The sequence below is a fragment of the Brucella sp. IR073 genome (assembly GCF_049065735.1).
Taxonomy (GTDB): domain Bacteria; phylum Pseudomonadota; class Alphaproteobacteria; order Rhizobiales; family Rhizobiaceae; genus Paramesorhizobium.
Map to the genome: position 1 here is coordinate 217,259 of NZ_JBAKHD010000001.1, position 22,022 is coordinate 239,280.

Sequence of the window (22,022 nt, forward strand, 5' to 3'; positions counted from 1 at the left end):
GATCCCGAACAGTTGCAGACTTACAGGCAAGATCATGCGGGAAAAAAGTGCATCGGTCGCCCTCTTCAACTGCCAGTATTTTGTCAGTTGATCTGTCAGGAGGGCACCTGTCTCATTTGTCAGGAGAGGTGAGGTTCCCGCATTTTCAGTGTAATATCGCCGCGCCATAACGCTTGCGCCGATCAACCCAAAGAAAAGGGAAATGTGGAAATGCCCAAGCAATCGAATTTCGTATGGTACGAACTGATGACGTCGGACCTCGCCGCCGCCGAGACTTTTTATAAGACGGTCATCGGCTGGAACATCGAACGCTGGCCGGGAGATATGCCCTATGTCATCGGCAAGGCCGGCGACCGCGGCGTCGTCGGCATGATGACGATTCCGGAGGAAGCGAAGGCGATGGGCGCGCGTCCCATCTGGCTCCCCTTCATCTATACCGACAATGTCGATGCCGAGACGCAAAGCGTTCAAAAGGCGGGCGGTAAAATATTGCGCGAGCCTGCCGATATCCCGGAAGTCGGGCGCTTCTCCGTCGTCACCGATCCGCAAGGGGCGGTGTTCAACCTATTCACGCCGGGCATGGAAGAACAGCCCCCTCTGCCCGACCAGACGCCGGGCACGATCGGCTGGAACGAGCTTTACGCCGCCGACGGCCCGAGCGCCTTCGACTTTTACGCCAGCCAGTTCGGCTGGACCAAGGGCGAGGCGATGGAAATGGGCGGCGACATGGGCGTCTACCAGCTTTTCGAAATCGACGGTAAACTGTGCGGCGCCGTCATGACCAAGCCGGAAAACGTGCCCGTGCCGATGTGGTCGTTCTATTTCTGGGTCGATGGGCTCGACGCGGCGATAGATCGCGTGAAGGAGGGTGGCGGCAAGACCCTTATGGAGCCGATGCAGGTGCCGGGCGATAGCTGGATCGTCAACTGCGTCGACCCGCAGGGCGCGCTGTTCTCGCTGGTGTCGATGAAGAGATAGGGCAGTAGGAGAATAAGTGAGGAGGAGAATAAGGGGGTATGCAGAAACATATTCCCTTACTCTCATACTCCCCCTATTCCCTTCCGAGCGAAGCGAGGCCATGAAACGCATCATGATCATCGGCGGCGCCGGTTCCGGCAAATCCACGCTCGCCCGGGAAATCGGCGAGCGGCTTGGCCTGCCTGTCATCCATATCGACCCGATGTACTGGAAGCCAGGCTGGGTGCAGCGCACGCCGGAAGAAACGACAGCGCTGGCGCTTGAAGCGGCGCGAGGTGAGGCATGGGTGTTCGAGGGCAACCATACGGCAACCATCCCTGCGCGACTCGAGCGGGCCGATGCGCTCGTCTTCCTCGATATCGGCACCATCCGCCGTCTTTGGCGCGTGATCCGGCGCGTCATGAAGCATTACGGCAGGACCCGGCCCGACATGGCCGAAGGCTGCCCGGAGCGGTTCGACTGGGCTTTTCTCAAATGGGTGACCGGATACAGGAAAAACGGCCGCATCCGTGCATTGAAGCTTCTCAAGACCGTCCCGCCGCACGTCCGGGTCTTCCACCTGCGCAGCCCGGCGGAAGTGCGGGCGTTTCTCGAAGCGGAGCTTAAGCACTCTATTTAGAACGACCGCTGAAACCGGATGCCGCCGCCCCAGACGGCATCGTCATTGCCGGTGAGTTCTTTCGAGTTCTTCTTGTAAAGCAGTTCGGGCGTTACCGAAAAGCCGGGCGCGAGCGTGTAGGCGACGTTGGCGGCAACGGCCAACTGTTTGGAATCGTCGAACGAGACCTGCAGATTGCCGACGGCCTTGTCCGACAGCGCATAGCTCGCCCCGGCCCAGCCGATCCAGTCGCCGCCCCATGAGGCGTAGAAATTGTGCAAGCGATCCGCCACCGCGCCATCCGACCGCCAGCCCGCCATCACGAAGACCGAGAAATAGTCGGTGACGTTATAATCCGCGCGGACCTTGACCGCATATTCCTCGAAATTCGCGTCATAGCCGGCAACGGCGCCGATCGAGCCGCGGCCGTGCATATATTTGAGGCCGGCGGCGACATGCGGCACATAGCTGTCGATGGTGTAATCATCAGTGCCCTGCTCCAGCGAGAGGATGGCCGAAAGCCCGTTGCTGCCGGTAAAAGTGTAGCTGATAAGCATAGTATCGTAGCCATAGGGCTCCAGCGTATCGTCATTGACGACATTGCCGGCATAGCCGAGGAAGGTCCGGAACGCGGTTTCGTCCTTGCCGATGCGCAGGCCGCCCAGTTCGATATAGGCAAAATTAAGCGTCGTGGTGTCGAAGCTGGCCCAGGCGCTCTCATATTGCTCCGGAACGGGCCGGGTGATCGTGTATGTCTGGTAGTTCGTATCATACTGGAAGCGGCTCTCGGTATAGGTATAGAGCGTGCCGAGTTCCGTCGCCGTCGCCGTCTGCGTGCGCAGCGCGAAGCGCGTGCCCAGATTCCAGGTATTGTTGAACTTCACCTCCGGCGTGTCCGCGTATAATCTCCGGCGGTCGAGCGCATAACTGCCGAGCGCGTCCCCTCCGCTCACGTCGAGACGGATATAACCGGAGATGCGCAGACAGGTTTCCGTGCCCGGAATGAAGAAATAGCCTGCGCCGGTGGTATAGCATGCGCGTAAGTAATGTGCGTCGTCCGCTTCCGCCTGGGGGGCGGTCGTGTTTTGCGTCGCCGCGACGGCGTCAGCGGCGTTTGCCGCCTGGGCAGCCGAAATAGAGGCCAGGGCGGCGAAGCCGAAAAGAATGCACTTGATGTTCATTGTCTGAACTCCAGTTCATCCGCCCCGGAATTTACTCAGTGAGCCGTCATCCATTCGCGCGCGGCGCGAAGGGCGGTGGCAAGGTCGACCTTGCTCATGGAGACGGAAATCTCGTTGCGCATGATGGCGGCGCGTTCGCAACCTTTGACGGCGGCGATGTTGAACCATTTGTGCGCCGCGACGAGATCGACATCGCAATCTCGTCCCGTGGCGTACATCATGCCCATTTCGAAGAGAATCTCGGCCTGTGTCGAGGCGTCGAAAGCGCCCGATTCCGTGCCGCGTACTTCAAACCGTGCCATTGTCCAAGTCCCTGTTTTCAATCGAACATCCGGTTTAAACCCGGTGCTCTTTCTATGCTTCGAGAGTGCCAGACAGGCTTGAAATGGCTGTTAAGGAGGATGCTTAAGCAAGTCGGAACAAAAGCTGAAACGAAAGTAAACTTATACTTCCGTTAAACATGACGAGGCCCGGTTTTCCGGGTTTTTGCCGAAAATTCTCGTAAAAAGTGAAATCGGGAAATCAACCACGCGCTAACCAAAGATTCGATTGGCATGGCTTCGGGTTTGCATTACTTTTACGTACGCGTAAGGCCGATGCCGGGAGGAAAACGTCACCGGCCCCAAGGTTTAGTCATATCGGGAGGAACAAATAATGCGCGCATTGATCGTCACGGCAGCCGCCATTTTCACGCTGTCCGCCATGCCCGCGCTTGCGGAAGAGCCCATTGTCGGCTCATGGAAGCGGCCGAACGGCACCATCATCAAATACGAGCCCTGCGGCGCCGGCACCTATTGCGGCACCGTGATGACGGGCGAATACAAGGGCAAGTCCATCGGCTCCATGTCTGGCAAGGATGGCTCCTATAAAGGCAAGGTCAACAAGCTTGACGAAGGCAAGACTTATACCGGCAAGGCGAGCGTCAAGGGAAACACCCTGTCGCTATCCGGCTGTGTGATGGGTGGATTGATCTGCAAAAGCGAGAATCTGGCGCGGCAATAGGCGACACGCCCGCCGTTCCTATGCGGCATCCCCCTCGCGAGAGCGGGGGCGCCGCCAAGCCGACATGAGCCATCGATACTTAGTAAATTTTTATGTAAATCCAGCAGATTGCGCTTTTAAACTGGCGATCAATTGCGCTCCTCAAGTCCCGTTAAATAGAGAGAGCGTTACGTTATATCATGCACGAAAGCGTTACTATTGCACGTAACGCTATAACATATTCACAACACAATTCGGCATCAGGACTCCCCGCCCGCTGCCTGCCAGTTTCAGTTGTAATGCGGGATTGGCCGGTAGCAGGTACTGACGCTGAGAGCATCAAAAGGAGTACTTGTGATGCACCGCAAACTCGTAACCACGCTCCTCGCGAGCACCATCGCCGCCGGCTTCGGTCTTGGCACCGTGGCTGCAAGTGCAGCCGCCTTGCCGCCCCATCGCCACCGGGCCGGTGAAATCCACATTCAGCAGCCGGGCGGCCGTGTCGGCACGCCGCGTGACGGCGGCCCGCAATATGCAGGCGGCCGTGTGGGCACGCCGCATGACGGCGGCCCGCAGAGCACCGGGGGCCGTGTCGGCACGCCGCACGATGGCGGCCCGCAGAGCACCGGCGGCCGTGTCGGCACGCCGCGTGACGGCGGCCCGCAATATGCAGGCGGCCGTGTGGGCACGCCGCATGACGGCGGCCCGCAGAGCACCGGGGGCCGTGTGGGCACGCCGCATGACGGCGGTCCGCAGAGCACCGGGGGCCGTGTGGGCACGCCGCATGACGGCGGTCCGCAGAGCACCGGGGGCCGTGTCGGCACGCCGCATGACGGCGGTCCGCAGAGCACCGGGGGCCGTGTCGGCACGCCGCATGATGGCGGTCCGCAAAGCACCGGGGGCCGTGTCGGCACGCCGCATGATGGCGGTCCGCAAAGCACCGGGGGCCGTGTCGGCACGCCGCACAATGGCGGTCCGCAAAGCACCGGGGGCCGTGTCGGCACGCCGCACAATGGCGGTCCGCAGAGCACCGGGGGCCGTGTGGGCACGCCGCACAATGGCGGCCCGCAGAGCACCGGCGGCCGTGTGGGCACGCCGCACAATGGCGGCCCGCAGAGCACCGGCGGCCGTGTGGGCACGCCGCACAATGGCGGCCCGCAGAGCACCGGGGGCCGTGTCGGCACGCCGCATGACGGCGGTCCGCAGAGCACCGGGGGCCGTGTGGGCACGCCGCATGACGGCGGTCCGCAGCGCACCGGGGGCCGTGTCGGCACGCCGCATGATGGCGGCCCGCAGCGCACCGGGGGCCGTGTCGGCACGCCGCATGACGGCGGTCCGCAGAGCACCGGGGGCCGTGTCGGCACGCCGCACGATGGCGGCCCGCAGAGCACCGGCGGCCGTGTCGGCACGCCGCATGACGGCGGTCCGCAGCGCACCGGCGGCCGTGTCGGCACGCCGCATGATGGCGGTCCGCAGCGCGTAGGCGGCCGCGTCGGCACGCCGCACGATGGCGGCCCGCAGATCACGGGCGGTCGTGTCGGCACCCCGCATGACGGCGGCCCGCAGAGCACCGGGGGCCGTGTCGGCACCCCGCATGACGGCGGTCCGCAGCGCGTAGGCGGCCGCGTCGGCACGCCGCACAATGGCGGCCCGCAGATCACGGGCGGTCGTGTCGGCACCCCGCACAATGGCGGCCCGCAGCGCGTAGGCGGCCGTGTCGGCGCCCCGCACGATGGTGGCCCGCAGAGCGCCGGTGGTCCTTCGATTGGGTCGGGAGCTCAGCCGGGTGGCAATCCCCCGATCGGATCGGGCGCCCAGCCGGGCGGCAACGGTGGCCCTGCCATCGGTTCGGGTGCCCAGCCCAATGGCGGTCCCGGTATTGGTTCGGGCGCCCAGCCGGGCGGCAACGGTGGCCCTGCCATCGGATCGGGTGCCCAGCCCAATGGCGGTCCCGGTATTGGTTCGGGCGCTCAGCCGGGCGGTAAGGGTGGCCCTGCCATCGGATCGGGTGCCCAGCCCAATGGCGGTCCCGGTATTGGTTCGGGCGCTCAGCCGGGCGGTAAGGGTGGCCCTGCCATCGGTTCGGGTGCTCAGCCCAATGGCGGTCCCGGTATCGGATCGGGTGCCCAGCCGGGCGGCAACGGTGGCCCTGCCATCGGATCGGGTGCCCAGCCCAATGGCGGTCCCGCTATCGGTCAGGGTGCTCAGCCCAACGGGGGTCCTTCGATCGGAAGTGGAGCGACCGCACATATCGGGTCGCTCCACGGTATTCACCTGAGTGGGCCTCATGGTGGATCCAGACGCTAATTTTATGCGTCCAGCTTTGGAGGCCGGCTTTCGAGCCGGCCTCTGCTTATCTAGGAAGACAAAATATCTAAAACAAGGAAGGTGGCGTTTACCGCGCCTTCTGCCCGAAGAGCACCTTCTGCGCGTCCTTATCCTCGGCGAGGTTGGTCCTCGCTTCCTTGCCCAGCGCCATGCCGCGCTGAACGGCTGGGCGGGCCGTGACTGTCTCGAACCAGCGCTTCAGGTTCGGGAAATCCTCGAGCTTCTGGTCGTAGTTCTTGTAGGCGCTGATCCAGCCGATGCAGGCGATATCGGCAATGGAGTACTCATCCGCCAGATAATCGCGGCCTTCGAGGCGGCGGTTCATCACGCCGTAGAGCCGGTTGACCTCATTGGTGTAACGGTCGATGCCGTACTGGATCTTCTCGGGCGCATAGATGCGGAAATGGCCCGCTTGGCCGGACATGGGGCCGAGCCCGCCCATCTGCCACATCAGCCATTCCTCGGTCGCCACGCGCTTGCGCTCGTCGGTGGGGTAGAACTTGCCGAACTTCCGTCCGAGATACTGCAGGATGGCGCCGGATTCGAACACCGAGATCGGCTCGCCGCCTGGGCCTTCCGGGTCGATGATGGCGGGCATGCGGTTGTTCGGCGCGATCTTCAGGAAATCCGGCTTGAACTGGTCGCCCTTGCCGATATTGACATATTTGACCTCATAGGGAACGCCCAGTTCCTCCAGCATGATGCTGATCTTGTGGCCGTTGGGCGTCGGCCAGTAATAAAGTTCGATCGGCTTTGTCTGTGTCGTCATGAAAATCTCCCGGAATCAGGCAAGGGGTGAGGCTGAGGAGCATAGCAGATATGGCCCTCCGCCAATATCGCAACAAGCCGGGCTTTACCTCACGTCAAAGTGTTTGAACGGCGGATGAACGGCGCTCTCAGCATGCATTCAGCCTCGAACGGCTATCTCTAGGTCATCAACGAAGGACGACCTCATGCTGTTGCGGCGTTTTACCATTTTCAGTCTTTTCCTCATGGGACTCGCGATTCTGACCGGCGGCCTCGTCCATGAGGCCCGCAAGGCGAACGCGCAGAAGCCGCTTTTCGAGGCTTCGCAAACCCCCAAGGCGGGACTGCAATGACCGCCAGAATGCGCGCCTCCGCCGCTATCTTCCTGCGCATGGTCGTCTTCGCCGCGGTTCTGGTGGGGCCGGTGGGCGCTTTCGCGGCAATGCAGGCGAACAAGGCTCCCGGCATTCAGGGAGCGGGCCTCGTCCTGCTCGTCACCCTCCAGCGGGAGGGATAAACGAAACTTCGGCGGTGTCTGCAATTTTTCAAAATCATGCCCTATTATTAGGCGCATGGAAAATCGAATCGGCACTCCCCATCATCCCGGCATTCAAACGCCTCCCCATCAGGAACCCGAGCAATTCACCGATGCCCGCGCGGCGGTCGATTGCCTGCGCGCGCTCTATGAACGCAACACCGCGTTCCTGCGCGACGCCTTTGACCGGATCGCGCAAGGGGAGGGGGGAAGTGAGCGCTATCGCGCCTATTATCCCGAATTGCGGCTTTCGACCACCAGCTTTGCCCATGTCGATTCCCGGCTGGCATTCGGCCATGTCTCGACGCCTGGCATCTATTCCACGACGATTACCCGGCCGGACCTGTTCGATGAATATCTCCACGAGCAGATCAGGCTCTTGATCCGCAATCACGGCGTACCCGTCACCGTGCAGGAATCGCTGGTGCCTATCCCCATTCACTTTGCCTTCCTCGAGGGGACGCATATCAAGGCCGGCGTCGCGGAGGCATTCGCCCGCCCGCTGCGCGATATTTTTGACGTCCCTGATCTTGCCGCCACCGATGACCGCATCGTCAACGGCGATTATGAGCTTGCGCCCGGCGAGGCCATGCCGCTTGCGCCTTTCACCGGCCAGCGGGTGGACTATTCGCTGCATCGCCTTGCGCATTATACGGCCACCAGCCCGGCGCATTTCCAGAACTTCGTTCTCTTCACCAATTACCAGTTCTATGTCGATGAGTTCTGCGCCTATGCGCGGGAGCTGATGTCGGAAGGTGGCGGCGGATATGCGAAATTCGTCGAGCCCGGCAATCTCGTCACCCTTGCCGGCGATCATGCGCCCTCCATCGGCCTGCCCCTGCATCGCCTGCCGCAAATGCCGGCCTATCATCTGGTCATGCCGGACCAGTCGGGCATCACCATGATCAATATCGGCGTCGGCCCGTCCAACGCCAAGACCATCACCGACCACGTCGCCGTGCTGCGCCCCCATGCCTGGCTGATGCTTGGGCACTGCGCGGGCCTGCGCAACAGCCAGGAGCTGGGCGACTATGTTCTCGCCCACGCCTATGTGCGCGAGGACCATGTGCTCGATGACGATCTGCCGGTCTGGGTGCCACTGCCCGCGCTCGCCGAAGTGCAGGTGGCGCTGGAGGAGGCGGTGGAGGAGATCACCGGTCTTGAGGGCTACGATCTGAAGCGGATCATGCGCACCGGCACCGTGGCGACCATCGACAACCGCAATTGGGAACTGCGCGACCAGCGCGGCCCGGTGCATCGCCTGTCGCAATCGCGCGCAGTGGCGCTCGACATGGAGTCGGCCACCATCGCCGCCAACGGCTTCCGCTTCCGCGTTCCCTACGGCACGCTGCTCTGCGTTTCCGACAAGCCGCTTCATGGGGAGCTGAAACTGCCGGGCATGGCGACGGAGTTCTACAAACGGCAAGTGGCGCAGCATCTCCAGATCGGCATCCGCGCCATGGAAAAACTCCGCGCCATGCCGCCGGAACGCCTGCATTCGCGAAAGTTAAGGAGCTTTTTCGAGACGGCGTTTCAGTAGGGCGATACCCCGTCCAGCGCAGCGCGACGGATGGATTTGTGCGAGCGTTTGAATCCCGCATTTCATCTTTATTCTATATGCGTCCAGCCATCTCCCAGCCGCAATCCTCTTTTTACTGCGCGTTATGACCCCAAAAAGCACCGCTCTTTTCCCAATTCTCCTCCTCGCCGCTGCGCTGATGCTTTCGGTGCCGCTGGTTCTGGGCTTTTTGGGCCGTCTGCATCCGGCGCTCGATTCCTTTTCCCATTTTCGCGCCCATATCGCTGTCGTGATGGGCCTGCTCGCCTTGCCATTGTTTTTCACCGCGCTTTGGCGCGAGGGGGCGATGGTGCTCCTTCTCTCGGTGAGTGCCTTCGCCACGACGCTCGGCGCGGCGCAAGGGCTTCTCTCCGGTGCGGCGAAGGCCGAGGCCGGGGAGAAGGGGGAGGCGCATTACAGCCTCATCCAGCTCAACCTGCTCTACAACAATCCGGACCCGGCGGAAGTGCTGCGCATGATCGCGCGGGAAAAGCCCGATATCATCACCTTCGAGGAGGTCTCGGACGAATGGGCGGAGAAGCTGGAACTGCTGAAGGGGCGCTATCCCTACCAGCAGGTCTGCCGCAGCATCGGCTGGGGTGTCGCCATCCTTTCGCGCCGTCCCTTCGCCGAAGGCGGTGAGGCCGGCTGCGCGGGCAGAGGCCTCATGGCTTTTGCCCGGTTCGACCTCGGCGGCGCTCCCTTGACTGTCGTTGCGCTGCATCTGCGCTGGCCCTGGCCCTACGGCCAGCCGCGGGATATCCCTCTTCTGGAACCGCATCTGGCAAGGCAGGATGCTCCCCTTATCGTCGCCGGCGATTTCAATGCCGTTCCCTGGAGTAATGCCGTTCGCCGCATCGAGGCGGCCAGCGGCACCCATCATATCTCCGGCATCGGCCCGTCCTACGCGCCGCCTCAACTGGCGCGTCTCACCCGCTATATCGGCCTGCCCATCGACCAGATCCTGGTGAGCCCCGGTGTCGGCGTCGCCAGGATCGCCTCGCTTTCTCCCGTCGCCTCCGATCATCTTCCCGTCCGGCTCGATTTCTCCGTGCCGCAGCCGCCGCGCGCGCCGCAGGAGCCGGCCACACAGACCGTCATGATGAGGTAAATTCAGTTTTACTTATGTAATCTAAGTTTATCTCCGCTGGCAATCACGCAGTTTAAAGCGGTCAACACAAATTTTACCTTGAATATATAGGTTTATTGACGGAAAAACTGGCGGGGGTGCACATTTGCGGCACCCTGATCACGGAGAACCGACAAATGCTTATTCGATCCATCGCAAGTCTGGCCGGCGCTGCCGTCATCCTGGGTGCGGCCGCCCTGACTGCTTCATCCCCGGCCAATGCGCTCACGATGAAGGAATGCAGCGTGAAATACAAGGCCGCCAAGGAGGCGGGAACGCTGGGCGGCGTGAAATGGAATGATTTCCGCAAGACCCAGTGCGAGGGCGATGCTGCCGCCGCCGCTCCGGCCGCACCGGCTGGCAACAACAACGCCACCGCTGGCGGTGCAGCCGCAGGCGCCGCTGCCGGAACCGCAGCCGCTGCAGCCGGTGCCAAGGGTTTGAGCCGGCTGGAATGCGCCGCCAAATATGAGGCGGCCAAGATCTCCGGCAGCCTCAACGGCATGAACTGGAACGCCTTCCGCAAGGCGGAATGCGGCCCCGGTGCCGATGCCACGGCGCTCAGCACCGATGGCGACCGCGAGCCGGCCGCGCCAACCATGCGCGCCCCTACCGGCGTGAGCTTCCCGACCGCCATTTCGCCGAAATTCGCCAATGAAAAGCCTGCCAAGGCGCGGATGCACACCTGCCTCGAGCAATATTATGCCAACAAGGAGGCCAATACGCTCGGCGGCCTGAAGTGGATCCAGAAGGGCGGCGGCTTCTACAGCCTCTGCAATGCACGGCTGAAGCAGACGTCGTAAGCGTTTGCGGCTACGGAGCAACGGGGCGCTCGCGCCCCGTTTTCTTTTAAGCCTTCCGCGCCATCAGCCCCAGGCCCGCGATCACCCATCCGAGCATCATCAGCGTTCCGCCTGACGGCGCGGCGTAGGGGAAGAGCCGGTCGCCGGTCAAATCGCGCATCAGGAGATCGCCGGTGAAAAGCAGAAGCCCGATGAGGATCGCCCATCCGCCGAGCTTTGCGACGCCCCTCCCAGCCGCAAGCATCGACAGCGCGATGAGGGCCGGCGCATGGCCGAGGAGCAGCGGCGCGATGGTGCTGAGATTGGCGCTGCCGCCATGGGCGGACGCCGCATAGGCCGCGATGGCGGCCGCGCCGCTTAAGGCGCCGAGAAGCGCGAAGGGACGGTAGAGTTCCTGAACCATGGTCTTAACCCCCTGTCAGATATCCGCCGCCGCAAGCGCCAGCGGCAATGTTTCCTCGAAAAGATCGAGCTCGCCTTTCGGCCCGACGCTCACGCGGATGCAGCGGTCGAGAATTGGCGCGGCGGGTTTGCGCACGAAGATGTCGCGCTCGATCAGCGCATCGAGAACGTGTTTCGCGAATGCGCCGTCCCGCCCGCAATCGATGGTGACGAAATTCGTGGCCGAGGGGATGGCGGCAAGCCCGTTGGCCGCCGCAATCGAGGCGATCCGCCGCCGCGCCGCATCGATCGCGCCGGTCACCGCATCGAGATAAGCCTGATCCCTTAGCGCGGCCATCGTGGCGATTTGCGTCAGGCGCGGAACGCCGAAATGGTCGCGAATCTTGTCGAAAGCGGCAATCTGTTCCGGCGCGCCGATGGCGTAGCCGCAGCGCATTCCAGCGAGCCCATAGGCTTTCGAGAAAGTGCGCATCCGCAGCACATTCGGACGCGCCACGTCGAGCGGCGGGATGGCCGAGGCGGGCGCGGTCTCGCCATAGGCCTCGTCGAGAATGAGGAGCGTCGTCTCCGGCAAAGCCTCGATAAAGGCCTGCACCGCCTCCGCCTCCAGCCATGTGCCCATCGGATTATCGGGATTGGCGAGATAGACGAGCGGTGCCCTCTCGCGCTTCACCGCATCGAGTAGCCCGCTAAGGTCGCTCCGGTCGTCGCGATAGGGCACGGTGACGAGGCGCCCGCCGAAACCCGCGACATGGAAGTTGAAGGTCGGATAGCCGCCCAGCGAATTGATGACCGCATCGTCGGGATTGACATATTGCCTGACGACGAGCCCCAGCAGGCAATCGATGCCGGGACCCACGGCGATGTTGTCGGGCCCTATGCCCAGATGAGCCGCCAGCGCCGTCTTGAGCGCATGATTCTCGGGGTCGCCATATTTCCACACCTCGCCCGCCGCCTCCTGCATGGCAGCGATCACCGACGGGGCTGGGCCGAAACCGTTTTCATTCGCCCCGAGCCGGGCCGCGAAAGCGCGCCCCCGTTGCCGCTCCAGCGCCTCGGGGCCGACGAACGGGACGGTGGAGGGAATTCTGCCGACGAGCGGCGTGAAGCGTGGAGCGGTCATGGGAGCGATCTTGAGCGAGGGAATAGCGTCTTACCGCCCCATTTGCTGCCGCGCGAGGCCATAAATATTGGTCGAGCGCGCGCCGGAGCGGCAATAGGCGAGCACCGGGCCCTCCGCCTCGGCGAGCGCCGCGGCCATCGCGTCCACATCGTCCTGGGTAAGCCCGCCCGGCACGACCGGAATATAATGCACGGGAATGCCGGCCTTCTCCGCCACGCTGGCGATCTCGGCGAAGGCGGGCTGGTCGGGGGATTCATCGTCCGGGCGGTTGCAGATCAGCGTGCGGAAGCCCGCGGCGGCGATGTCCCTGACATCGTCGGGGTAGATCTGGCCGGTAACGGAGAAAGTGTCGTCGATCTCACGGATGTCCATTCTATTCGTCCTTGTCGTTGCGCCTGTCGTTAAGCGGCACAATACATAAAACGCGCCCGGGCGCCAGCGCGCCGTGCGGCTCAGTGATTGCCTACGCGCTGCAACAATCCCGCGGCCAAGAAAGCGTTGTCATAGTGCGGGTCATACACACTGCGCGTCATTGGCCGGCCGGGCAATGGCCGCAATAGTCCGCTGATTTAAGCTTTTCCTGAAATACCGCCAATCCCGAGCATCCCATTTGCCCTCAGGGGTAAATGACGGAAAAACCTTGCTTATGTCACCGTTGTCAGCCATAGACTGGGGCCGGGCGATGGATGATCCATCGAGGAAAAACGCGAAGCAGGGAGGCTTATCATGCGCAAATTTGTATCGACGGTCGCGATTGCGGCTTTGATGGCGGGGGCGGCGACGTTCGCTCATGCTCAGGACAAGAAGCAGAGCGTCGAGGTCCTGCACTGGTGGACCTCGGGCGGCGAGGCCGCTGCGCTCGACGTGCTGAAGAAGGATCTGGAAAAGCAGGGCATCGGTTGGGTCGACATGCCCGTCGCCGGCGGCAGCGGCGTCCAGGCGATGACGGTGCTTCGCGCCCGCGTCACCGCCGGCGATCCGCCCACGGCAGTGCAGATGCTGGGCTTCGATATCAAGGACTGGGCGGAGCAAGGCGTGCTCGGCAATCTCGATTCCGTGGCGGAAAAGGAAGGCTGGGGCAAGGTCGTCCCCGACGCGTTGCAGAAATTCGCCAAATATGACGGCCATTGGATTGCCGCGCCGGTCGATATCCATTCGACGAACTGGATGTGGATCAACAAGGCCGCGCTCGACAAGGCCGGCGGCAAGGTGCCGGAGAACTGGGACGAACTGATCGCGCTGCTCGATAATTTCAAGAAGCAGGGCATTATCCCCATCGCCCATGGCGGCCAGCCCTGGCAGGATTCGACGGTTTTCGAGGCGGTCGTGCTGTCCTTCGGCGATGATTTCTACAAGAAAGCCATCATCGATGCCGATCCCGAGGCGCTCGGCTCCGACACGATGAAGCAGGTCTTCGACCGCATGACCAAGCTGCGCTCCTATGTCGATCCGAACTTCTCGGGCCGCGACTGGAACCTGGCTTCCGCCATGGTGATCGAGGGCAAGGCCGGCATGCAGTTCATGGGCGACTGGGCCAAGGGCGAGTTCCTCAAGGCCGGCAAGGAGCCGGGCAAGGATTTCGTCTGCGCCCGCTATCCCGGAACGCAGGGAGCGGTGACCTTCAATTCCGACATGTTCGCCATGTTCAACGTGGCCAAGGATAAGGTTCCCGCGCAGATGGCCATGGCTTCGGCCATCATGAGCCCGGATTTCCAGGTCGCCTTCAACACCGTCAAGGGCGCCGCGCCCGCCCGCATGGACGTGCCGGACACCAAGTTCGACGCCTGCGGTAAGAAGGCTATCGCCGACATCAAGGCCGCCAATGCCGATGGCCGTATGCTGGGCTCGCTGGCTCATGGCTATGCTGAGCCGGCCGCCGTCAAGAATGCGATCTTCGACGTGGTCACCCGCCAGTTCAATGGCGAGCTGTCTTCCGAGGACGCGGTGAAGGAACTCGTCACCGCCGTCGCGGCGGCGCAGTAAACGTAAGTGTGACCGCCGGGGTCTTTGACTCCGGCGGTTCCATATTTGTAGGGATGCCCTTGTAATTCATACTCCTCTGCCGGGCGGAGGAGCTTGCTTAACAGGCGGTTAAGCAGCCCTTAGAGCAAATTTGTTTTGGTGGGGTTATCCGCAACGGTTCTGGACCGTTGTTGCGATGGAAATGCCGAGGCATGGATTCCTGTGACAAGCACAGGAATGACGGAAACGTGATGGCCGCTCTTCAGCAAGAGCTGGAGTGCATGCTGTGAGGTTGAAGGTTGTCAGCGACGATCAAGCAATCCGCCATTCCCTGTGCTTGTCACAGGAATCCATGCCTCTACGCTACTCCCTGCTGCAAGGATGGAGGAGCGCATATTGCTTCCGTCTCAAAACAAACTGTTCCAGGTGCAGGCTGACCGGATGCAAGAACAAAATGAACGACGGGCAACAAGCGCATAGGGTGAGTGAGGCGTATGAACAGTCGTAGCCGCTTGCAGGATTGGCTGCCGAAGCTCGTGGTAAGTCCGAGCTTCCTGCTGATCCTGATCTTCGTTTACGGGTTTATTCTCTATACGGGCTATCTTTCGCTGACCAACAGCAAGATGCTGCCCTCCTACGGTTTCGTGGGGTTGGAGAATTACCACAAGCTCTGGCTGCTGCCGCAATGGTGGACGGCGATCGAGAACCTCGCCATCTTCGCCTCGCTCTATATCCTGTTCTCCATCGTCATAGGCCTCGGCCTCGCCATCCTGCTCGACCAGAAGATCCGCGCCGAAGGCTTGTTGCGCCCGATCTATCTCTATCCGATGGCGCTGTCCTTCATCGTCACGGGCACGGCATGGAAATGGTTCCTCGACCCGGGCATCGGCCTGGAAAACACCATGCACCAGCTCGGCTGGACGAGCTTCTCCTTCACCTGGATCAAGGATCCGCAAATGGCGATCTACACCATCGTCATCGCCGCGGTCTGGCAATCCTCGGGCTTCGTCATGGCCATGTTCCTCGCTGGCCTGCGCGGCGTCGATAATGAGATCATCAAGGCGGCGCAGATCGACGGCGCCTCGACCGTCACCATCTATCGCCGCATCATCATCCCGCTAATGCGGCCCGTGTTTCTCTCGGCTTTCGTGGTGCTCGCCCACCTCGCCATCAAATCCTATGATTTGATCGTGGCGATGACCGGCGGCGGCCCGGGGCAGGCGACGACGCTTCCGGCCAATTTCATGTATTCCTACACCTTCGCCCGCAATTCGATGGGCATCGGCGCCGCCTCGGCCATCATCATGCTGATCATGATCTTCTCGATCATCGTGCCCTATCTCTATTCGGAACTGCGCGGGGAGAAACGCTGATGAGCGCCCAAAGCCCTGACAATGTGATCAATCACGGCCGGCTGACGCGTGCGCTCATCTATGCCGCGCTCATCCTCTTCGCCATCTATTACCTGCTGCCGCTCTACGTCATGCTGGTCAATTCGTTCAAGCCGCTGGAGGAGATCCGGCAGGGCGGCATGCTGGCCTTCCCCCATCAGTGGACGATTGCGCCCTGGCTTTCCGCCTGGTCGACGGCGCAGATCGGCGTGCAGCCGACGGGCTTGAAACCCTATTTCCTCAACTCGATCCTGATGGTCGTGCCCGCCGTCGCCATTTCGACGGTACTGGGCGCGCTCAACGGCTATGTGCTGACCAAATGGGAATTCCGCGGCTCCAATGTCCTGTTCGGCATGCTGCTGCTGTCCTGCTTCATCCCGTTCCAAATTGTGCTCATCCCCATGGCCCGCATCCTCGGCATGCTCGGCATATCGGGCACAGTGCCGGGTCTGATCTTCGTCCACGTCATCTACGGCATCGGCTTCACCACGCTCTATTTCCGCAATTATTATGCGGCGTTCCCGACCGAGCTCATCCGCGCGGCACAGATCGACGGCGCGAGCTTCTTCCAGATTTTCCGGCGCATCCTGCTGCCGTCCTCGGGGCCGATCATCGTCGTGTCGGTCATCTGGCAGTTCACCAATATCTGGAACGACTTCCTGTTCGGCGCGTCCTTCTCGAACGCCACGAGCACGCCGATGACGGTCGCGCTCAACAATCTCGTGAACTCTTCCACCGGCGTGCAGGAATATAACGTCCACTTCGCGGGCGCGATCCTCGCCGCCCTTCCCACGCTCATCGTCTATATCGTCGCCGGCCGCTACTTCGTGCGTGGCCTGATGTCCGGCGCCGTCAAGGGATAAGAGAGACAAGCCCATGTCGTCCGCAAAGTCGTTTCTGGCCATCAAGAACCTCCACAAGAACTACGGCAACGTGCCGGTCCTGAAGGACATCAATATCGAGATCGAGGAGGGCGGTTTCCTCGTCCTCGTCGGCCCCTCCGGCTGCGGCAAGTCCACGCTGCTCAACTGCATTGCCGGGCTTGAGCCGATCACCTCGGGCGATATCTCGATCAACGGTAAGTCGATTGCCGGGCTGCATCCCTCGCAGCGCGATATCGCCATGGTGTTTCAGTCCTACGCGCTTTATCCGAACATGACCGTCGCCGGAAATATCGGCTTCGGCATGGAAATCCGCGGCGTGCCGAAGGAGGAGCGCGAGAAGGCGATCAAGTCTGTGGCCGAGACGCTGCAGATCGCCCATCTGCTCGACCGCAAGCCGAGCCAGCTTTCCGGCGGCCAGCGCCAGCGCGTCGCCATGGGCCGGGCGCTGGTGCGCAATCCGCAGGTCTTCCTGTTCGACGAGCCGCTCTCCAACCTCGACGCCAAGCTGCGCGTCGACATGCGCACCGAGATCAAGCGCCTGCACCACCGCATGAAGACGACCATCGTCTATGTCACGCACGACCAGATCGAGGCCATGACGCTCGCCACCAAGATCGCGGTGCTGAAGGATGGTGTGCTGCAGCAGTTCGGCACGCCGGCGGAAATCTATAACAGCCCCGCCAATATATTCGTCGCCGATTTCATGGGCTCCCCCGCGATGAACCTCTTGACGGCGAAGCTCGAGGATGGCCCGACCGGCCTCAGCGTCTCGCTCGACCGCCCCAATGGCGAGCGCCTGTCCCTGCCAGTCAACGGCGCCAGCAAGAAGCTCGCCGCCTATAAGGGCAAGGATGTGGTCTTCGGCATCCGCCCGGAAGCGCTGACCGACCCAGATGGCGCGGACCGCAAGGCGCATTCGCTGGCGGAAGGCGATTGCCTGATCGAAGTTGTGGAACCCGCCGGCTCGGATACGTTCGCGGTCACCCATCTGGGCGGCAAGCCCGTGGTGGCCCGCCTGCGCGCCGACGCCAATATCGCCGTAGGCCAGACCGCCCGCCTTGCCTTCAATCTGGATAAGGCGGTGTTCTTCGACCCGAAGACGGAAGCGCGGATTTAGGGCCGCTCATACTTTGATGGAATTGCTTGGATTCCATTCGGAACCGTCGTGGTAGCGGCGCGGGTGAGGCATGGATTCCTGTGACAAGCACAGGAATGACGGGATGGAGATGGTGTTCCGCCCCGGAACAACCGTTCCCGCGAAGCGGAAGGGTAGAGGGATGGCTGCCCAACAGCAAACCTGCCGTCATTCCTGTGCTTGTCACAGGAATCCATACCTCACCCGCTCCATAACCACAGCGGTGCAGATGGTTCTAAGACAGTCCGCAAAGACGAAAGGCATCTAAAAGGCCGAGGAGAACAAGGGACTAAGAAAACAGGGCAGCCTGTCCCTGCTCACCTATTCCCTCACTCCCCGAAACTTTCAGGGCAGGAGAATGTCGTGCCCCATCACGCCGATGGCGAGCGCCATGTTGAGCGTGATGATCATCATCGAATAGAAAATGGCGGTTTTCGTTATCTCGCTCATTTCAACCTCCTAGTGCGTTGCGCCTATCGACTGCGCAAGCGCCCTATCTCAGTGAATCTTCGCACCGCCTGTTCCGGCGATGCCGCGGCAACTGGGCCCCCGCCCAAGTCCGACGCGATTTAGCGAACGGTTACATAATGTAACAAGCCGTTATCAGCTGCGCAAGCCTTAAGACAGCGCAGGACACAGGATTGTGAAAATTGTAAATAATGTGTGAAACCCGCGAAGGAGGCGAATGTTCCGGGAGCGCACTTCCGCTTACTGAACTTCCGGGCTACCTTTTCTACGCGCGCGGGGGCGGGCAGGGGCGGCCTCGCGGCTTGGCACCTTTTTCTTTTCCTTCGGAAGAGCCGATGAAGGAATTTTGACGGGCTCCCCCTCCACTTGATAAACCGAGGGCATATTGGGCGGCAGGTCCCCTAATAGCTTCGCCCGTTCCAGCACGGATGCGTGGAGAACGGCATTGTCAGGGATGACGCGCCATTGGAAGAGGGGAAGAACGAAGCCGAACAGCGCCCGTCTTTTGCTCCCCTCCGGGCGGCGGCAGGGGATGAGTTCGAGGATCGCCCACGCCCAGTTTATATTCTGGTGGATCGGCGCGAGCGGGTTCGGCGGTATATAGTGCTTTTTGGCGGGGTTTTGTCCCAGAAGGTCAACGACCGATGGCATCCGGTAATGGAGCCCCATCGTTTTCGTTTCATCGAACATCCATTGGAGCGAGACCTTCGGCAGCCCGCTTTCGGCTTCCGGATAACCGCCCCCGACATCGTCATGGATGCCGCGGAACCAGACCTCGCGCACATCCTGCGGTCGGGCGGCGGCGCGGTTGAAAGGGTTGCCCCAATAATCCTCGCCCTTGGTCCACAATAGCGGGCGGAACATGGTGCGCCGCTCGTCCATCGATACGGCGTGACGGACCGCTTCGACGCTCGGGTTCTTCTGGGTGAAGGCCTGCGAGCTCAGGCGCGGCAGATACGGCCCGCTCTCGATCACCGAGGCGACCGTGTCGAAAAGGCCGAGCAGGCGGATAGGCGGATGGTCCGGATTGAGAATGCGCTCATAGAGCCGCACCTCGGCGAAACTGTCCACCTCCCTGTCGCCGATGCGCGTATAGGCGCGATAGGCATAATCGAGAAGGTTGAGATTTTCCTTCTTGATGAGGCCGATCGTGTGGATGAAACCGGCCAGCACCCGCGCGCTATAGGCGCCCCGGCTGAAGCCGAAGAGATAGATCTTGTCCCGCTCGCGCGTCCCGTCTCCTGTCCGGGGCCCTTTCTCATAATTCTCGACCAGAAAGCGATAGGCGTCTTTCACATTCTGATCGAGGCCCCAGCCCGTCGCCATGCCCCAGATTTCGCCCGTCTTGCGCCAGAACCGGAGCCACGCATTCTGCGGGCCGATGGTGCCGACGCCGGGATCGTAATAGACGAGCTGCCGCGCGCTCTTCTCCAGCATGCCGTAAAGACGCAGCACATTGGTGCGGTCGGCGGAGATTTCATTCGAAGTTCCGTCGAAGAGAATGACGATATTCTTCGCCATGATGCGCGCCTAACCTCCCCAGCGAATTTTGAGAGATTAAGCGAAAGAATATCATTGGAGAATGACGTTTTTTATTGATCATCAACTTTCGGTTCTGCCGAGCGACGGCACCCGCCGTTTGCCAAGGGGCAGGGCATAGCCGGCGATGAGCGCGCCCAGGCCGATAACGGTGAAGACCAGGAACACCGTGATCGTCGCGTCCCGCAGGGCCTCCGGCGTTGCCGCCTGCGGATATCCGGCGGCATTGGCCGTCAGCCCCGCGATTGCGGCGCCGATGGCGTAGCCCGCCGATTGCAAGGTCGGCAGCAGCGCTGAAGCCCGGTCGCGCTCGGCATCGGGCGCCGATTCCATGATCGTCTGGCTGAGAAACCCCCAGCTCACGCCGAAGCCGGCGCCGATGGCGATCTGCCCGGCCATGACGATCAGTGGCACATCCATTCGGAAGCCCGCGACGATGATGGCGAGCCCGGCGACGAGCAGCGTCGGCCCGAGGCGGATCAGCCATGCGCGATAATGCGGGCTCATGATATTGGCGACGAGGATGGCCAGAAGGCTCCAGGCGATGGCGAAGGTCGCATGGAACGCGCCCGCCAAGGTCGGCTTATAGCCCCAGAGATTCTGCAGCGTCATCACCAGATAGACCGAGGTAACGGCTTGAGCCACGGGCATGAGCAGGACGATCCATAGGCCGATACCGACAGTGGAATTCAGCGAAAACGCATCGGAGGGAAAGAGCGGCGCCGCGCTGCGCCGATCAAAAACCGTGACGCAAATCAGCGTCACCGCCGCGCCGGCAACGAAGAGCGCCTGTGTCGCCATCGCCTCCACGATGCCCGCAAATGCGACGAGCATGATGCCGCCCCCGATCGCCCCGAGCCGGACGAACGGAACGAACGCGCTGGGCATCCGGGCGTCGGAACGCGGCACGATGCGCAAGGTGAGGCCGATGAAGAGCAGCGACAGCGGCACATTGACGAGGAAGGCGGCGCGCCAGGACAGATGCTCCGTCAGCATGCCCGACACCAGCGGCCCGCCGAAGGCTGCGATGGCCCAGACCACCGCCTCCGCGCCGAACACCTTGGCGACAAGGCGCGACGGAAACAGCTCCGGTATCAGCGCATAGCAGATCGCGGCGATGATCCCTTCGCCGAGCCCCTGCAAGGCCCGCCCGATCAGCACTTCGGTCATCGAGGAGGCGAAGGCGGCGATCAGCGTTCCCAGGAGGAAGAGCAGCGCCGAGCCGACCAGCGCATTGCGCGCCCCGAGCCGCCCCTTCAGCAGCGCTGCCGCCGAGCCGCCGACGATGGAAAGCACCAGATAGAGCGTGAAAGCCCAGGAAATCAGCGCTACCCCGCCGATTTCGGTCACCGCTGTCGGCAGCGAGGTGGACACCAGAAACCCGTTGAAGGCGAAAAGAGCGACGCCAAGGCACAGCGTCGTCGTCGCAGCGGAATAGCGCGGCGTCAGAAGCTCGGACCAGCGCGCATCGCTGGCTTCGGTCGACTCGATCATGGGAATATCCTCGATTTGATAATGTGAACGTTTCTATATTCCCGCGAATATAAAAAGCAATGGCTTTTTTAATTCCCCGCGCTTATAACGGCCCCATGCAGGATCGCACCACAAACCGCATGCTCTATTCGCTGAAAGTGTCTGGCCCGCAGATGGCGGCTTCCCTTGCGGAGAAACTCTCGATCACGCCGGTCGCGGTGCGCCAGATGCTGGGGCGGCTTCACGAAGCGGGGCTTGTGGACTTTGAGGACAGCCGCGAGAGCGTCGGCAGGCCGAAACGGTTCTGGCACCTGACGGATACGGCCAACCGGCAGTTCCCCGACAATCACTCAGGGATGACGGTCGAACTCCTGGCTTCGATAAAGGCGGTTTTCGGCAATGAAGGCCTGGACCGGCTGATCTCGCATCGGGAAACCGCAACGCTCGCCACCTATAGAGAAGGCCTGGCACCGTTCGGTACGCTCACCGAAAAGGTGGAGGAACTGGCGCGGATCCGCTCCGCCGAAGGCTACATGGCCGAGGCGATTGCGATGGAAGACGGCAGCATTCTGCTGGTCGAAAACCACTGCCCGATCTGCGTTGCGGCGACGGCTTGTCAGAAATTATGCAGCTCGGAGCTCAGCATATTCCAGAGTGCCCTCGGCCCCGCTGTCGAGGTGCGCCGCGTCGAGCATCTCCTGAAAGGAGCGCGCCGCTGCGCCTATATGATTTCGCAGAAGGAGGCGGCAGGCTGAGGAAACATAACTTGCTTCGGCCATATGGGCCGCAAGCGGCTCGTTTCCCAAG

General features: G+C 62.0%; 22 protein-coding genes. 14 read left to right on the top strand and 8 right to left on the bottom strand.

Features of this window, described 5'->3' with window-relative positions:
- Window positions 1-210: 210 nt before the first annotated feature.
- Both ACOWVG_RS01040 and ACOWVG_RS01045 read left to right on the top strand, forming a co-directional pair.
- Window positions 211-978: a VOC family protein gene (locus ACOWVG_RS01040; RefSeq protein ID WP_420959575.1), complete on the top strand. Its 768-nt coding sequence runs from the start codon at window positions 211-213 to the stop codon at window positions 976-978.
- Window positions 979-1,078: 100 nt separating this feature from the next.
- Entirely contained in the window at window positions 1,079-1,597 is a 519-nt protein-coding gene (locus tag ACOWVG_RS01045) for a DNA topology modulation protein FlaR (protein ID WP_420959576.1), read from the top strand.
- Here ACOWVG_RS01045 and ACOWVG_RS01050 read toward each other — a convergent pair.
- Both ACOWVG_RS01050 and ACOWVG_RS01055 read right to left on the bottom strand, forming a co-directional pair.
- Window positions 1,594-2,757 carry a porin gene (locus ACOWVG_RS01050; protein WP_420959578.1) on the bottom strand — a complete coding sequence of 388 codons (1,164 nt, stop codon included), beginning with the start codon at window positions 2,755-2,757 and terminating at the stop codon, window positions 1,594-1,596. The two genes, ACOWVG_RS01045 and ACOWVG_RS01050, sit on opposite strands and share 4 nt — an antisense overlap.
- Window positions 2,758-2,792: 35 nt before the next feature.
- On the bottom strand, window positions 2,793-3,059 hold the full coding sequence (locus tag ACOWVG_RS01055) for an SEL1-like repeat protein (protein WP_420959580.1): 267 nt from the start codon (window positions 3,057-3,059) through the stop codon (window positions 2,793-2,795).
- Between the two features lie 349 nt (window positions 3,060-3,408).
- On the opposite strand from ACOWVG_RS01055, the gene ACOWVG_RS01060 reads away from it, so the two are divergent.
- Together ACOWVG_RS01060 and ACOWVG_RS01065 are read left to right on the top strand one after the other, a co-directional pair.
- On the top strand, window positions 3,409-3,759 hold the full coding sequence (locus ACOWVG_RS01060; protein WP_420960144.1) for a DUF2147 domain-containing protein: 351 nt from the start codon (window positions 3,409-3,411) through the stop codon (window positions 3,757-3,759).
- Window positions 3,760-4,095: 336 nt separating this feature from the next.
- Window positions 4,096-6,045, top strand: coding sequence for a hypothetical protein (locus ACOWVG_RS01065; RefSeq protein ID WP_420959581.1), 1,950 nt, complete (start codon window positions 4,096-4,098; stop codon window positions 6,043-6,045).
- A gap of 88 nt (window positions 6,046-6,133) precedes the next feature.
- Here ACOWVG_RS01065 and ACOWVG_RS01070 read toward each other — a convergent pair whose 3' ends face one another.
- Window positions 6,134-6,835, bottom strand: coding sequence for a glutathione S-transferase N-terminal domain-containing protein (locus ACOWVG_RS01070; RefSeq protein WP_420959583.1), 702 nt, complete (start codon window positions 6,833-6,835; stop codon window positions 6,134-6,136).
- 184 nt (window positions 6,836-7,019) lie between these two features.
- On the opposite strand from ACOWVG_RS01070, the gene ACOWVG_RS01075 reads away from it, so the two are divergent.
- From ACOWVG_RS01075 to ACOWVG_RS01095, 5 genes are all read left to right on the top strand, one after another.
- Complete coding sequence (locus tag ACOWVG_RS01075) at window positions 7,020-7,166, top strand: hypothetical protein (protein WP_420959585.1); 147 nt, start codon at window positions 7,020-7,022, stop codon at window positions 7,164-7,166.
- Window positions 7,163-7,330: a hypothetical protein gene (locus ACOWVG_RS01080; protein WP_420959587.1), complete on the top strand. Its 168-nt coding sequence runs from the start codon at window positions 7,163-7,165 to the stop codon at window positions 7,328-7,330. The genes ACOWVG_RS01075 and ACOWVG_RS01080 overlap by 4 nt, the downstream gene beginning before the upstream one ends.
- Before the next feature lie 55 nt (window positions 7,331-7,385).
- Window positions 7,386-8,888, top strand: coding sequence for an AMP nucleosidase (locus tag ACOWVG_RS01085; RefSeq protein WP_420959589.1), 1,503 nt, complete (start codon window positions 7,386-7,388; stop codon window positions 8,886-8,888).
- Window positions 8,889-9,012: 124 nt separating this feature from the next.
- Complete coding sequence (locus ACOWVG_RS01090; protein WP_420959591.1) at window positions 9,013-10,017, top strand: endonuclease/exonuclease/phosphatase family protein; 1,005 nt, start codon at window positions 9,013-9,015, stop codon at window positions 10,015-10,017.
- Window positions 10,018-10,172: 155 nt separating this feature from the next.
- Complete coding sequence (locus ACOWVG_RS01095) at window positions 10,173-10,838, top strand: antifreeze protein (RefSeq protein ID WP_420959593.1); 666 nt, start codon at window positions 10,173-10,175, stop codon at window positions 10,836-10,838.
- 46 nt (window positions 10,839-10,884) lie between these two features.
- Here ACOWVG_RS01095 and ACOWVG_RS01100 read toward each other — a convergent pair whose 3' ends face one another.
- The 3 genes from ACOWVG_RS01100 to ACOWVG_RS01110 are packed head-to-tail and all read right to left on the bottom strand — an operon-like array spanning window position 10,885 to window position 12,735.
- Window positions 10,885-11,241, bottom strand: a complete 357-nt coding sequence (locus ACOWVG_RS01100) for a DUF423 domain-containing protein (RefSeq protein ID WP_420959595.1) — start codon at window positions 11,239-11,241, stop codon at window positions 10,885-10,887.
- Window positions 11,242-11,256: 15 nt separating this feature from the next.
- A complete protein-coding gene (locus tag ACOWVG_RS01105; protein ID WP_420959596.1) occupies window positions 11,257-12,363 on the bottom strand; it encodes a pyridoxal phosphate-dependent aminotransferase in 1,107 nt (368 codons plus the stop codon).
- A 30-nt stretch (window positions 12,364-12,393) separates the two neighbouring features.
- A complete protein-coding gene (locus ACOWVG_RS01110; RefSeq protein ID WP_420959598.1) occupies window positions 12,394-12,735 on the bottom strand; it encodes a TIGR01244 family sulfur transferase in 342 nt (113 codons plus the stop codon).
- A 354-nt stretch (window positions 12,736-13,089) separates the two neighbouring features.
- Between ACOWVG_RS01110 and ACOWVG_RS01115 the strand changes: the two genes are divergently transcribed.
- From ACOWVG_RS01115 to ACOWVG_RS01130, 4 genes are all read left to right on the top strand, one after another.
- Window positions 13,090-14,346, top strand: coding sequence for an ABC transporter substrate-binding protein (locus tag ACOWVG_RS01115; RefSeq protein ID WP_420959600.1), 1,257 nt, complete (start codon window positions 13,090-13,092; stop codon window positions 14,344-14,346).
- 473 nt (window positions 14,347-14,819) lie between these two features.
- Entirely contained in the window at window positions 14,820-15,698 is an 879-nt protein-coding gene (locus tag ACOWVG_RS01120) for a carbohydrate ABC transporter permease (RefSeq protein WP_420959601.1), read from the top strand.
- Complete coding sequence (locus ACOWVG_RS01125; protein ID WP_420959602.1) at window positions 15,698-16,579, top strand: carbohydrate ABC transporter permease; 882 nt, start codon at window positions 15,698-15,700, stop codon at window positions 16,577-16,579. The genes ACOWVG_RS01120 and ACOWVG_RS01125 overlap by 1 nt, the downstream gene beginning before the upstream one ends.
- A 13-nt stretch (window positions 16,580-16,592) precedes the next feature.
- Complete coding sequence (locus tag ACOWVG_RS01130) at window positions 16,593-17,717, top strand: ABC transporter ATP-binding protein (RefSeq protein ID WP_420959603.1); 1,125 nt, start codon at window positions 16,593-16,595, stop codon at window positions 17,715-17,717.
- A gap of 726 nt (window positions 17,718-18,443) precedes the next feature.
- Here ACOWVG_RS01130 and ACOWVG_RS01135 read toward each other — a convergent pair.
- Window positions 18,444-19,724 carry a DUF2235 domain-containing protein gene (locus ACOWVG_RS01135; RefSeq protein ID WP_420959604.1) on the bottom strand — a complete coding sequence of 427 codons (1,281 nt, stop codon included), beginning with the start codon at window positions 19,722-19,724 and terminating at the stop codon, window positions 18,444-18,446.
- Window positions 19,725-19,805: 81 nt separating this feature from the next.
- The gene (locus ACOWVG_RS01140; protein WP_420959605.1) at window positions 19,806-21,236 is read right to left on the bottom strand and encodes an MFS transporter; all 1,431 of its coding nucleotides are present in this window, start codon (window positions 21,234-21,236) and stop codon (window positions 19,806-19,808) included.
- Window positions 21,237-21,331: 95 nt separating this feature from the next.
- Here ACOWVG_RS01140 and ACOWVG_RS01145 point away from each other — a divergent pair, with 95 nt between their 5' ends.
- Entirely contained in the window at window positions 21,332-21,970 is a 639-nt protein-coding gene (locus tag ACOWVG_RS01145; protein WP_420959606.1) for a helix-turn-helix transcriptional regulator, read from the top strand.
- The last annotated feature ends 52 nt before the right edge of the window (window positions 21,971-22,022 follow it).